Annotated in this window: 8 protein-coding genes; 3 read left to right on the plus strand and 5 right to left on the minus strand. The window is 48.8% G+C overall.

From position 1 onward, the window contains the following. Positions 1-468: a hotdog fold domain-containing protein gene (locus tag CWB99_RS06200; RefSeq protein ID WP_138550263.1), complete on the minus strand. Its 468-nt coding sequence runs from the start codon at positions 466-468 to the stop codon at positions 1-3. 671 nt (positions 469-1,139) lie between these two features. Between CWB99_RS06200 and CWB99_RS06205 the strand changes: the two genes are divergently transcribed. Then, the gene (locus CWB99_RS06205; RefSeq protein WP_138550264.1) at positions 1,140-2,801 is read left to right on the plus strand and encodes a methyl-accepting chemotaxis protein; all 1,662 of its coding nucleotides are present in this window, start codon (positions 1,140-1,142) and stop codon (positions 2,799-2,801) included. Positions 2,802-3,019: 218 nt separating this feature from the next. Next, positions 3,020-5,032: a methyl-accepting chemotaxis protein gene (locus tag CWB99_RS06210; protein ID WP_138550265.1), complete on the plus strand. Its 2,013-nt coding sequence runs from the start codon at positions 3,020-3,022 to the stop codon at positions 5,030-5,032. 67 nt (positions 5,033-5,099) lie between these two features. Here the strand turns inward: CWB99_RS06210 and CWB99_RS06215 are convergent, their stop codons facing one another. The 3 genes from CWB99_RS06215 to imuA are packed head-to-tail and all read right to left on the minus strand — an operon-like array spanning position 5,100 to position 10,521. After that, the gene (locus CWB99_RS06215) at positions 5,100-8,387 is read right to left on the minus strand and encodes an error-prone DNA polymerase (RefSeq protein ID WP_249331745.1); all 3,288 of its coding nucleotides are present in this window, start codon (positions 8,385-8,387) and stop codon (positions 5,100-5,102) included. Further along, the gene (locus CWB99_RS06220; RefSeq protein WP_138550267.1) at positions 8,333-9,820 is read right to left on the minus strand and encodes a Y-family DNA polymerase; all 1,488 of its coding nucleotides are present in this window, start codon (positions 9,818-9,820) and stop codon (positions 8,333-8,335) included. Before CWB99_RS06220 ends, CWB99_RS06215 begins: the two co-directional genes overlap by 55 nt. A 5-nt stretch (positions 9,821-9,825) precedes the next feature. Next, positions 9,826-10,521 carry a translesion DNA synthesis-associated protein ImuA gene (gene imuA / locus CWB99_RS06225; protein WP_138550268.1) on the minus strand — a complete coding sequence of 232 codons (696 nt, stop codon included), beginning with the start codon at positions 10,519-10,521 and terminating at the stop codon, positions 9,826-9,828. A 178-nt stretch (positions 10,522-10,699) separates the two neighbouring features. Here imuA and CWB99_RS06230 point away from each other — a divergent pair, with 178 nt between their 5' ends. Then, positions 10,700-11,413: an SOS response-associated peptidase family protein gene (locus CWB99_RS06230; RefSeq protein ID WP_138550269.1), complete on the plus strand. Its 714-nt coding sequence runs from the start codon at positions 10,700-10,702 to the stop codon at positions 11,411-11,413. Between the two features lie 3 nt (positions 11,414-11,416). Here CWB99_RS06230 and CWB99_RS06235 read toward each other — a convergent pair whose 3' ends face one another. Next, positions 11,417-13,726, minus strand: a complete 2,310-nt coding sequence (locus CWB99_RS06235; RefSeq protein ID WP_138550270.1) for a methyl-accepting chemotaxis protein — start codon at positions 13,724-13,726, stop codon at positions 11,417-11,419. Positions 13,727-14,367: the final 641 nt, after the last annotated feature.

Genomic DNA, 14,367 nt, shown 5'->3' on the forward strand with positions numbered 1-14,367 from the left:
TTACTTCTTAGCCGATATATACATAGTCACATCTGCGTGAAACACCTTAACACCTTCACTGTTGAACACCTCAACCGGTACGATTAGCTCTTCTTTATCCTGCCATTGGCGCGGTAATGGAATGACTGCTTCTGCATGCAGATCAGTGTCTGCTTTTTTCAGGTACTGCACTGTCATCCCTTTTGGGATCCAGCGATGTGTTTTCGACGGAATACTGGCATCGGTCACCACTCCTGCGCATAACTCTGCAAGGTTACACTGCGCGATCGCATGCACTGTCCCAATGTGATTGTGCACAGCCTTGCGATTAGGCATCTGAGCCGTAATACGGCCTTCACTGAGGTGGGTGATCTTAGGCTTGATGGTGCCAAAATAAGGTGCCCTTTTACAGACCGCCTTGCTAAATAGCCAGTTGCCAAAGGGCAACCATTTAAACTTCTTATAGGTTTTTAATAAGGGTGTTGCCATAACGCTTACCTGTTGGATTTAGATAACACCTCACACTAACACATCTGACCAGTTGAGCCAATGACATTCATTATATCGCTGCTGAGTGCGATCTGCTTGGCTCAAATTCAGCTATATCAACTGCTTCGCTGATCAACGGCTTCCTTGCTCTGACATACTCCCTATTGACTACTCACGCCTGTTCTCTGTGCAATTAACATGAATGCCGGAGGACAAATCACTACTTTATGGCACTCATGATGAGCCTTTATAAGCTCACCTGGCCATATAAAAAAGCAAAGTTTAAAATAGCACCATGTTTTACATTAATTGTATAGTTGATAATAAATATCACTTGCGCCTCAACTGCGACTGAAAAACACGAATTATGATATATTTAATATAAATAAAATCATAGTTAGAAACAAACTCAATTAATCAAGTTAAACACTTCACTCTTCAAATGAAAAACACTAGAATTATTTATGAATAATCAAGAAAGTACTTTTTGTAAGTTTGAAGAGCCTGTCAAGTAACCCTCTGTTTCTCATGCTTATCCCAGCTGATAGTTCATCACTGGAGAGTTCCCAGTTTATTTTGGAACGATTCAAAATACAGCTTTCAACTTTATAATCAGTTTTTCAACTTGCTCCATATTCGGCGGATACCGTCACGTATACTCAGGTGATACTATGAAACTCAGTAATAAACTCTATTTAGCATTTGGTGTGTTAATCATACTAATGATCATTTCCAGTACATTAGTATGGTTTAAAATATCCACTGAAACTGCCCGTGCAAAAGAAGTAACCGGTGACGATCTACCCGGCATAATCCTCTACAGCCGCTTACTGGATACTCAGCACCAGCTCAAAGGCGCTGCGCTCGAATATATGAATGGTGATGCAAGTAAAAAAGCGACCTTTAACGATACATTTGAGAAGTTTAAAACAGTCCACTCCGAACTCTACGGTTACGAATCAGCCAAGCAATCTGATCGAGATAAGATGGCACATATTCTGCGCAGTATTTCATCTTACCACCAGAAGGTTAATCAGGACGTGTTTGCGCGTTATCAGCCAGCTGTGGCTCAGACGATCCAGAGCCAAACTTCATTGGCTTTTGACAACTCAAGCGAGTTTAAGCAAGCAAGTGAGACACTTCGGGCTTTAGATAAAAAATACATACAAGATATTGCCAATATTCTTGAAGTCTCTGCGCAAGAGGAAATTGATGATGCGACCAATGCTGTGGCGCAACTGGTTAAAGGCCTGGGTTCTACGTCTATTGCCATCATAGTGATCACTCTCGTTGCCGCGATGCTTAGCCTCGTTATCGCATATTTGATCAGTCGCTCAATCGTGTTACGTCTCAATCAAGTGCTGAGTGTTGCGGAACGGATCGGTGCGGGTGATATCTCTGAGCAGGATATTGTGCATCAGGGGCAAGATGAAATTGATGGGCTGGCAGAAGCGACCAATAGAATGGCCCGCTCACTGAACGAATTGCTGCACTCTATCACTCAGGTGGTTGGCGATGTGACTTCATCCAGTCAGGATATTGCCGAAGCGAACCAGCAGATCGCCGCCCGTAGTCGTTCATCCGCCGATCAGTCGACTCAGGTCGCTACGGCCATTGAAGAAATGAGCGCGACGGTCACTGAAGTGGCCTCTCAGAGTCAAGTGGCAGCAAGCCAAGCCGAGCAGGCACGTACATTGGCCTCTGGCGGAGGAGATACCGTCGGACAAACCGTCAGTAAAATAAAAACGGCGTCACAAAATGTGCAAAAAACCGCAGAAAATGTCACTCACTTGGGCGAACTCAGTAGCCAGATTGGCAACGTGATCGGGGTAATTGGCAGCATTGCGGAGCAAACCAACCTGTTAGCACTCAATGCCGCCATTGAAGCAGCCCGGGCCGGGGAACAAGGTCGTGGCTTTGCCGTCGTTGCAGATGAGGTCAGAACCCTGGCTGAGCGAACATCCAAAGCGACCGAGGAAGTTGTCTCCACCGTGCAATCCATTCAATCACAAACGGATCACGCGGTAAGCTCCATGCAACACAGTGTATCTCTGGTTGACCAAAGCGTTTCTATGGCCGAAGCCGCAGGCATACAGTTAGATGACATTGTGCGTGGCGCCTCCGACATTGCCACTATGATCCAGTCGATTGCCACCGCAACGGAAGAGCAGTCAGTGGTTGCCGGTGAAATGGCCAGAGATATTTCTAATATTGAGCAGTCCAGTCAGCACTCTCTGCAAGATACCCAGGTTGCAGCTCTATCTGCCCAGGGACTGAATCAGCAAGCTGAGGAGCTGGCCCAGTTGGTCAGCAGGTTCAAACTGAGGACCTAAACAGTCAGCACCACCTCACGCAGCTCACCAATTACCGGTCTGAAATGACAGATACGTTCAGTCCGGTAATAATTTATGTCGCCTTTGCCAGAACGTGTTCAACGTACATAAAGCCAAGATAAAACTTGCCTGTTTTGATAATTAACGACTTTAATTATAAACAATAGCGCAATGAAAAGTATGCCATGGATGACGCCTCTTTCTAACTTGGTGATCCTATGAAACTCAGTAACAAACTCTACTCAGCCTTTGGTGTTCTTATTGTGCTGATGTTGATGTCCAGCACTTTGGTTTGGTTTAAGGTCTCAACAGAGACCGCTCGAGCAACAGAGGTCACAGGTGATGACTTACCCGGTATGATCCTCTACAGCCGCTTATTGGACACCGAGCACCAGCTCAAAAGTGCCGCACTCGAATATATGAATGGCGATGTTAATAAAAAGTCCTTATTCAACGAGGTATTTCGTAAATTTAAGGAAGTACATACAGAATTGTACCGCTATGAGTCTGCCAAACAGGCCGACCGCGAAAAAATGGCCCATATCCTCAAAAGTATTACCTCATACCACCAGCGAGTGAATCAGGATGTGTTTAATCGCTATGACCCCGATGCTTATCAGCGCATTAAAACCCGAGTTGACCGCCTGGAGTCAACCACCGGAGAACAATTAGAAGCCCTGCTCGATAAGCTTAAAGAGCAGGAGTTTAACGATGCTATGCAGTCAACGGATTTACAGGAGTCACTTAGCGACGACCTGCCAGGCGTACGCTATTACCTGGAGCTGGTTGACGAAGCCGGCGATATGATAGCCGCGGTTATCTCTCACACCACAGGTAACACCAATGCCGAAACAGACTTTAACGATGATGCAGCCAGCTTCGAGGAGTATTTAAATTTGCTTATTCCACTGGAACAAAAACCGAATGAGTTACAAGATATTGCAACAATAAAACGGATGTATAAAATCATCCAGGATGAAGCGGAAACCGTGTTCAAAAGTTATGATCCTCAGGCGTACAAGCAAGCAACGAACACGCTCAATGAGCTGAACAAAAAGTATATTCAGGATGTGGCGAAGATTCTGGATGTCTCCGCCCAGGAAGAAATTGACGATGCCTCCAGCGCACTTGCCTTACTCGTAGAGGGTCTGAGCGCTATCTCGATTGTAATTATAGTGATTACTTTGATTGCTGCCGTACTTGGTATGGTCATTGCCTACCTGATCAGTAGCTCAATTGTATCGCGACTTAGTCAGGTGCTGGGCGTGGCTGAGCGGATCAGTGCCGGTGATATCTCTGACAGAGACATTGCGCACAAAGGTCAGGACGAAATTGACGGACTGGCCGAAGCCACCAATAAAATGGCTCGCTCTTTGAACGAGCTATTACACTCAATTGCTCAGGTGGTAGATGATGTGCGTACTTCGAGCCACGATATTGCCGAAGCCAATGACCAAATCGCCTCGCGCAGCCGTTCATCTGCCGATCAATCAACTCAAGTTGCTACGGCCATTGAGGAGATGAGCGCCACAGTCTCAGAGGTTGCGTCACAGAGTCAGGTAGCAGCCAGCCACGCCGATCAGGCACGCACTCTGGCATCCGGAGGTGGAGACACCGTCGGACAAACCGTCAGTAAAATTAAAACGGCCTCACAAAACGTGCAGAAAACCGCTGAAAACGTGACTCACCTGGGCGAGCTGAGTAGCCAGATAGGTAACGTGATCGGCGTGATTGGCAGTATTGCCGAGCAAACCAACCTGCTCGCATTAAACGCCGCTATTGAAGCTGCACGTGCCGGCGAACAGGGTCGTGGTTTTGCCGTGGTTGCCGATGAAGTCAGAACGCTGGCGGAACGTACTTCAAAAGCGACGGAGGAAGTGGTTTCTACAGTTCAGTCAATTCAGTCGCAGACCGAACATGCCGTCAGCTCAATGCAAAACAGCGTGTCCCAGGTTGACCAGAGTGTTTCTATGGCAGAAGCTGCGGGGGCTCAGCTGGATGATATTGTGCGCGGTGCGTCTGAAATTGCCGCCATGATCCAGTCGATTGCCACAGCAACCGAGGAACAATCTGTGGTTGCCGGTGAAATGGCGCAGGACATCTCAAAAATAGAGCAATCCAGTCAGAGTTCCTTACAGGATACCCAGGTTGCCGCTTTGTCTGCACAAGAGCTCAATAAACAAGCTGAGCAGCTGGCTCAACTGGTTCGTAAATTCAGACTCAGAACTTAATTTTACCTAGGTATTCAGGCGCTGCACTCCTTACAGTGCCTGAATATCGAGAACACTGTTGCTTGACTTAATGAAAGTCCCGAGACTTACTGTGCAAGGCGCCCAGGATCTCACTGCGGTCAGTCAGCCTGCCGGCAATGACATGGATCACCTCGCCTTCTTTTTCAACAACCCCCTTTACTTCCAGAAGTTTAGCACTGAGATAAGCCTGCTTTTGAGCACGTGCCGTGCCCGCCCATACCACCACATTGATATTGCCTGTGTCATCTTCAAGCGTAAAGAAGGTCACCCCACCCGCAGTGCCTGGCGCCTGCTTGCCAGTCACGATCCCAACCACAGTCACCAGAGATTTATGCCGACAAGCACTAAGCTGCGCCATGCGAGTAAAACGACCCAGTTTACCGGCCTTGTCGAGCAAGGTGACCGGGTGCTGGCCCAGCGTGAGGCCCAGCGCCGCATAGTCTTCCACCAGATCGTCCATATCATCTGGCTGGAAAATACAAGATTGCGATTCCGCCAGCGAATGCGAACCGTCAAGCTCCGTACGTGTGGCAAATAACGGCAAGGCCTGTTCCTGATCCATCAGTGTCCAGCGAGCTGAATAACGATCGCCCTGTAACGCTTTCAGCGCATTGGCAGACGCCAGACACTCCAGCACATGACCAGACAATCCGATGTGCTTTAGTTCAGCGATATTCTGAAACCCTCTACCCGGGCGAGCAGCCAGTAACTGCTCTGCATTGTCACGCTGTAAGCCTTTTACCAGGCGCAACCCAAGTCGGATCGCAAACCGTTGCTGTTGCTGTTGCTGTTGCTGTTGCTGTTGCTGTTGCTGTTGCTGGCAAATATGATGATCGTACTCAGAGGCATTGACACACACAGGCAGAACCTCAACCTGATGACGCCTGGCATCCTGGACCAACTGTGAAGCACTATAAAACCCCATTGGCAGACTGTTTAATAGTGCGGTATAAAACATCGCCGGATAGTAGTGTTTCAGCCAGGCTGATGCATAGGCCAGCACAGCAAACGAGGCGGAGTGGCTTTCCGGAAAGCCATACTCACCAAAACCACAGATCTGCTCAAAAATGCGCTCGGCAAAACTCACCTCATAGCCCCGCTGTTGCATGCCATTGATCAGCTTCTCTTTAAACTGCATCAGTTCACCGCTTTTTTTCCACGACGCCATTGCCCGGCGCAGCTGATCTGCCTCCCCACCGGAAAAGCCCGCCGCAACCATCGCCAGTTTAATCACCTGCTCCTGGAAGATAGGGACGCCCATAGTACGAGACAACACCGACTTCACCTCTTGCGACGGGTAAGTCACGGCTTCTTCACCATTACGACGCTTTAAGAAAGGGTGCACCATATCCCCCTGAATAGGACCAGGCCTGACAATGGCAATTTGGATCACTAAATCGTAATAACAGGCGGGCTTTAATCGGGGCAGCATGCTCATTTGTGCACGGGACTCTATCTGAAACACACCAACAGTATCTGCCCGCTGAAGCATTTTATATACCTGAGGGTCGTCACCCATCCGGGTTAACTCAGCCAAATCCAGCTGTCTTGATGTGTGCTGTGCGATCAACGCAAACGTTTTACGAATGGCACTCAACATACCCAGAGCCAGTACATCGACTTTGAGCAGTTTAAGGCTTTCAAGGTCGTCTTTATCCCACTGGATCACTGTGCGCTCTGCCATAGCAGCATTCTCTATGGGTACCAGATCGTGCAAAGGGCCTGCGGAAATCACAAAGCCACCCACATGCTGAGAAAGATGGCGGGGAAAGCCCATGATTTCTTCAACCAGGCTGATGAAGTGCTGCCCTTTCAGTGAGTCTGGCTGCAAGCCAAGCTCACTCAACTGAGTTTGCCAGTTTTGACCACGGTCACGACGGTTCACATTGCGGATAAAATAGTCCAGCTGAGTTGCTTCAATTCCCAGCGCTTTCCCGACGTCTCTGACCGCACTCTTAAAACGGTAGCTGATCACCGTTGCAGCCAGCGCGGCGCGCTTACGACCATATTTATGGTAAATGTACTGGATCACCTCTTCACGACGTTCATGTTCAAAATCCACATCGATATCTGGCGGCTCGTTACGCTCTTTACTAATAAAACGCTCGAACAACACCGACACCTGGCGTGGATCTACCGCGGTTATCTCCAGGCAATAACACACCACCGAGTTGGCTGCCGAGCCCCGCCCCTGATATAAAATCGCTTTGCTACGTGCAAAACGTACCAGATCATGAATGGTGAGAAAAAAGTAGGGATAGTCCAGCTCCTCAATCAGTGCCAGTTCTTTAGTGATGATCTCGGCTATCTCTGGCGGCACGCCTTGTGGAAAGCGCTTTTTTTGCCCATGTTTTACTAAATCGCGTAAATGCTGCATCGCCGTTTTTCCTGCGGGCACCAGCTCTGCCGGATACTGATAACGCAAAGAGTCCAGATTAAAATGACAGCGCTTTGCTATGCGTAAAGATTCTGCCAGCCAGGGTGCCTTAAACAGCTTGCTGAGCTTTTCCCGGCTACGCAATGCGCGTTCGGCATTAACCAATAACCGGCCTTTGACTTGTTCAAGCGGCAGATTAAGCCGAATGGCCGTCAGTGTCTGTTGTAGTCTGAGTCGCTCACTGCTATGCATTAACACACCACCACATGCCGTAATGGGTAACTGATAGCGCGCAGCCAACACCTCACAGTGGGTAATAAAACGTTGCTCCTGATTTACTAAATGACGCTGCATGCCCACCCAACTACGATGTTTATGATGACGCACCAACCAGGCTCCCCAGTGCTCATCTCGGTCATCTCCTTTAGGTAACCAGATAAGCAGGCAGTGACGTAACGACAGTAAATCCCATTCGGCCAGCTGATAGTAACCTTTTTCAGCACGTCGTCTGGCATTGGTGATCACCCGGCATAACTCACTGTAGGCTGCTTTATTCGGACAAAGTAACACCATATCCAGTGACTCAAAACGCATCAGGCTGCCCACAATCAGTTGTAAATCAAGTTGCAGCTCCTTAATTAACGTATGCGCCCTCACTACCCCAGCCAATGAGCATTCATCGGTAATGGCAAGCGCAGTATAAGCGAGAAAATCAGCCTGACGCACCAGTTCTTCTGGCCTCGATGCGCCCTCTAAAAAAGAGAAGTTAGTTTGACAAAACAGTTCTGCATAACCATGCAGCCTGGCACTTCCGGGCGGCTCACCCGTCCCCTGGCCAACCGTCTGTTTTATCCCCGGTGAAGAAACTGGTAAGGCGAACATCGCTGACTTATTCTTTGCCATCAGCTGAAAACCCCATGGCAAAACCAGCGCTGCTGGCGATCTCGGAACACCCATAACCAACGCCCCTGTGCATCCTGAGCCACAAAGTAATCTCGTTCAACCTCATGAGCATCCCACCAGCCAGTGCAGATCCGTTCAGGGCCTAAGTGGACATTAATTTTATGCTGTAATGGCTCGATACTCGGCAGTAAAAAGGCGGGTCTGAGATAGCCCATTTCAGGGTATAACGAAGGTGCATTCGGCAAAGATGTCCCCGACAAAGGTGTCCCCGGCATACTCAGTGGCGTACAGTATCCAGTTGCCAGCTCAGGGCGCAAATCATCACAGGCTGTCAGCCCCTGTACAGCACGCTCACCTAATTTAGCCTGCAACACAGCGACCAGACCAGCAGGCGTCATTGTACCGCGTTGCTCGGCAAATAAGTCATGCATCAGTTCATCGGGCTGACACATCTGTGCAACTTTTAGCCCTATTGCCTGTACCGGACCATTGAGTGTCACTGAGCTGAGTTTAAGGTCGCATAAGTTCAGCCACAGATCGGCCCGATCTGTACCTTCTGCACGACCCACTTCAAGCTGCAGGGGTTCAGCATCGCGCTGATACAAGGTCAGTATTAATTGCCTGGCATGTCGATTACGTAACCGTAAAAACTGCTCCTGTTGCACCAACAGTTTAAGCAGCGGTTTATTCAGCCAGTCCAGATTTTCTATGTCATACAGCAGTGGCAGATAGCGTTCAAACTCTGGCTCTGGTTGATAAAAAGTCACAGGATGAGGCACTTTCCCGCGCAATCTGGACACATACTGTACCAGCTCACAATCGAAACGTTTTCCCAGCTCCACCAGAGGCAGCGCGAACAACTCACCGACAGTTTTAAACCCAACCCGTTGTAGCCGCTCAAGCTGTTTAGCAGGCAGTGATAAAGCCACCAACGGCAGGCCATGTAAGGCTTTTTCAAGCGCTTCTGGGTTCTGATGTGCCAAAGCGCCATGCTGTTTTGCCAGCAACCGGGCGGCCTCCGGAGAGTAGCCAAATGCAAACCGATAGGTAAAGGACTGTGTATCCAGATGTGAGCGCAGTGTGCTCAGGTAGTGAGATAAATCCCGGTACATGGCGAGCATACCGCTGACTTTCAGTAATAAGCCCTGAGGCGCAAACAGAGCAATATCTGCCGTGATCAGATACAACCACTGGGCAATTTCACGGATCGTTCGGCTTTCATCGGCTTCATCATAGGGATGTACAACCAGCTCTCGACTGCGGGCCGCGGCGGCGGCCAGTCCCATACCCGTCGAAATTCCCAGTTGTGCAGCAGCCTGATCCAGCTGCATCACCCTGTTGTCACGCCCACCTACGATGATGCAGGGCCGAGATAACTCAGTGGTGATACCATCAGGCTCTGTCTCATCCGATTTTTGCGTTTGCTCCGCGATTTTCAGTTTATCGAGCTGAATAGCAGGAAAGTGTAAATACAACCACAAAGTCATTACCACTACCTGCCTGTAGAATATTGCTGTGCAACATCTGGCACTTCCTTGCTCTGAGTATGAAATTGTTCGGTCAGCTCAGGCCAGAGCAGTGACATATCCAGTGCAAATTGGGACTGAGCCCAGCCGCCTTTGCGCTTTTTAACTGTGATACTCAGACCTTTGGTATGTGGGTTAAGTCCCAGGCTTAAAGACACTGGCAAGGTCCCCTCGCCATAGTGTTCACGACGTAAAAGATACAGACACGCCTCGCCAGTCTGAGCTGCCAGCTGCAGACGCTTGACCTGATACACCTGGAGTGCCCCATGCCATACCAAGACACTGTTGCAGGCGCCACTTTTCAGGCACTGCTCAGCAGCCCACAGTGCTTCTTGCGGGCACCCTGGGGTGATCTCCAGCAATTTGCCGGTGTCCATTCCGATACGCTGCAAAGCATCGGCGTTCAGACGAGCCGGCGGATTAATGATCGCCGTTAAACCACTTTGTTGCATCAGACTGGGCAATAGCAATCTCAGCTCACCAATGCCCAGCTCAGTATGCAAATCCACGACGCCGACTTTAGGAAAGCCACCCTGTAAGTGTTTATCCAGTTCTGTATATCCTGTCGTCGTGAGCGCTTTACTGTGTTGCTGACGCCCAATAAGCCCTGAGCCTTGCCAAACCAAATCCTGACGCTGTAATCGTTCAATTAAATTGCTCATAACACACCTTAAACTGTATATTTATACAGTATAATTACTGTTGACCAAAGTGCAAGCATGCTGTGTATCTCGCCGCAGGCAGACCCGCTAAACAGCACAGAGAACACATAACGGTTAATCCAGATCAAGCAGTGACAACCAGAGTCAGTTAAAGTGAGAGAGACAACAGGAGCGTATTATGTGTGGACGATTAAATATCACCGATGATCCCTTTGTGATCGAGATATTAGAGGGGCTGGGCATTGAGAACCCGAGAGAAAACATGCACTTTGGCCGCTTCAAAAAAGCAGCGGACAGCATCAGTATTGTGCATGAAGAAAATGGCCAGCGGCAACTCAGTAGCGCAACCTGGTGGCTGTTGCTAGACCCAAAACCAGAGCAAGGTTTTAAACCGTCCAAATACACGTCATTTAACAGCCGCTATGACAAACTTCACGTTAAAGGCAGCGCCGCCTATCTGCCATTTCATTACAGCCGCTGTATTATCGTGGTAAAAGGCTTTGGTGAAACCCAGTTTACCAAAGGCAAACCACAGCATTATTATGATTTTATCGCCCCTGACGGCGCACTGTGCTTAGGTGGACTATATAAGGTGTGGCACCATCCACACAGCGGAAAAAAGCACTACTCCTGCTCAGTGATCACTCTGCCTGCACACCCAAAACTGCGCCGTTACCACGACAAAGCGAGTCCTCTGATCCTGCCACCTTCGCCTGCTGAGCTCAACGCCTGGCTAGACAGCACCCAGCACAATGGCGGCGGCTTTACGCATTTGCTGATCCCACATTTATATCAGCGCCTGGCCGCCCTGCAGATAGACAAACCCAGTAGTTACAACCCGCTGGGCGAGGTCACTTATATTGCCAAAGATCCTCCCCGACACGGACAATAAGAATCACACCTGGTATCGCGCCAGAATGTCATCCAGCCGAACGGCAAGCTTAGCCAGATGCTGTGATCGGTCGTCAATATCCTGACTACGTCCCAGATTACCATTGGCCTCTTCACTAATTGCACTGATGGCCTGACTGATCTGTGCCACAACTGCCGACTGCTCTTCTGCAGCCGTTGCAACCTGAGTATTCATCGCCACAATCTGCTCAATGGCATCAGACACCTCTATCAACGAGTCCTTTGCCTGCTCAGAGGTCTGCGCATTGTCAACGGAGCGTTCTCGACTTTGCTGCACGGACTGACGAGCTTCGCCAACACCGTTTTGCAGTGCCTTAATCATCTGCTCAATTTCCTCGGTTGCCTGTTGAGTACGCTGCGCCAGCCCCCTTACTTCATCTGCGACCACCGCAAAACCTCGCCCGGATTCACCGGCCCGCGCAGCCTCAATCGCAGCATTCAGCGCCAGTAAGTTAGTTTGCTCTGCAATAGACTGGATCACATCCAGCACACTTCCTATCTGCTCGCTTTGAGACGACAAGCCATTCATCACATCCCCGACCTTATCCATTTCTTCAGCCAGTTGTTCTGACACCTCAGCACAGTGCTCCACTAGCTGATTGGTCTGGCAGGTCAAAGAACTCACCTGATGGGTTTGTTCTGAGGTATTAAGTGCGCTGCTAGCCACCTCCTGCACCGTATACTGCATTTGTTGCCCGGCCGTAGCCGACTGCTCACAATCCTGCGACTGCTTATTCACACCATCAATGAGACCTGCCACACGATCAGAGAGCGCCACTGACATTTCCTTGAGTGTATGAGCACTGTGTAGTAAGTCAGCGAAGTTATGCTGTAATCGCTCTACCAGACTATTGACTGATCGGCTTAAATCACGGATCTCATCATCTCCTTCATCGGGCGCACGCAGTCTGAAGTCGTTATTATCTGCAATACCACGGATCGCTTTACTGGCAGCAATGACCGGTCGTGTAACACGATTAGCCACATAGAAACCAACCAGACTAGCAATGATCGCAGCCACAGAAACGAACAGAATAGAAGAACTGAGCACGGAATACTTCAGCTCAGAAATCATTGCAAACGCTTCACTTTCATCGATTTCACTCACAATTGCCCAATGTAATCCGTCAATATCCAACGGCGCATAGGCTGATGCCACAGGCACACTCCGGTAATCCGAAAAAATAGCAAAGCCACTTTGACCAGCCAGCGCAGCTCGGGTGCCCGGAGAATCAATTCTGAGCGTGCCTATGGTTGTGTGCTTCTGCTCAATGTCATCAACCATGGCTTTATCAACATCAAAGGTTCTAAGCTGAGCGATAAAACCTCCTGGATCTTCGACAAAAAACCGACTGTTATTGAGCAACAGCTTGCGCTGATTGACCAGGTACACCTCACCACTGTCTCCCAGTCCCTGAGCACGCCACTGTCCATCCAGCGTCAACATACGATTAATCTCATCAACAGGTAACTGAAATATCAAAGTGCCGAGTAGTGTGCCATCATCAGCCAGGATCGCGGAACTGACAAAACCAGCCGCCGCATTGTAGGAAGGCAGATAGGGACTGAAATCCACAAAGTGACCCTGACGTACCTGCTGAGTACGAGCCGCCTCATAGGCCTGTGCTAAACCGGACTTCTGGAACGGCCCAGCGGTTAAGGAAGTCGCGAAATCCAGTTCCTTAAATACAGAGTACACCACATCGCCCTGAGGGTTGGTAATGAATATATCGTAAAAGCCAAAACGCGCCTGAAACTCTCGTAGTGCTTTGTGATAACGGCGATGTACAGCACTATAGGCACTGTTGTCACCCGCATCCAGAAGCTTATCTTTACTGCCTAAAGGATTGGGATTAGTAGCGATATAGTGGGATTGTAAAGCCCGAGCCGTGGGGCTTAAACCCGCTAACAGCTGACTCATACTCAGGCTGTCACCGCGGTTTTTTTGCTCATATTGATGAAGAAACTGAGTGTTATAATAACGACTCAGAGCGAGATCTTCATCTGACGTCACATGGGAATAGCTTGTAAATGCCTGCGAAAAAGCTCGACTGGCGTCTATCACCATGGTGGATCCTGCCAGGGTCACAACCTGATCAGAAATCGTTTTAAAATAGCGTTCAACCTGAGTTTGCATCGCGTTGCGACGCGATACCAGATTGTTTTCAATTTCCTTTGTCACGGCGGCCTTTCCCTCCTGGTAAGCCAGTAAGCCGATAACAAAGCAGGTGATAAGTAAGGGAATTACAGCAAGCAGAACAGCAAGGATACTCAGACGGTTTTTTAATTGCACGTAAACTCCTACAGCACAAAGCAGCTCAGTTCCAGGCCGGGGGAACTGGCAAAATGTATACCACAGCCAACACCGATGTAGGCCCTAAATAACGAGTGGGCGCTTTAACAACATCAGAAGTAGCACATACACCATGTCAGACTACAGCCAGGGCCTGCCTTAGTGAAAAGGCTGTCATGACTCGCGTATCCTTGACATGAATTAGTTATTAAAATTGATTTGATACATGAACTAACCTACACCTTTTAATACTTTGATACTAGTAATAAAAGATTGGTTTTTGATGTCAATCAGGTATGACCAATTCAGACCAACTGAATTAAGGTGTAGAAATAGAGTAGAAATCGAGCCACATCTGTGGTCCAACTAAAAATGACAGGAGACTTTTTAAATGTTCAGATTCAGAAAGTACTCTGAGTAAAGAGTGATGAGTCAGCTGCCCATCAAGGTTGGCAGGGTGCTTCTTTGCATCCGCTTATTGCTGAAGCTACAGCGCCGCCATCTACAATTTTCACTGCTTTTTTAGCAATGAAAATATTCATAGAAAACAGCTAAAAACAAATAATAAACCATTGAAACAAAATAAAAACAAAAAACAAAAAACAAGGCTGGATTAATTATTACACCATTACACACAAAGC

Source organism: Pseudoalteromonas rubra, from assembly GCF_005887095.1.
Taxonomy (GTDB): Bacteria; Pseudomonadota; Gammaproteobacteria; order Enterobacterales; family Alteromonadaceae; genus Pseudoalteromonas; species Pseudoalteromonas rubra_E.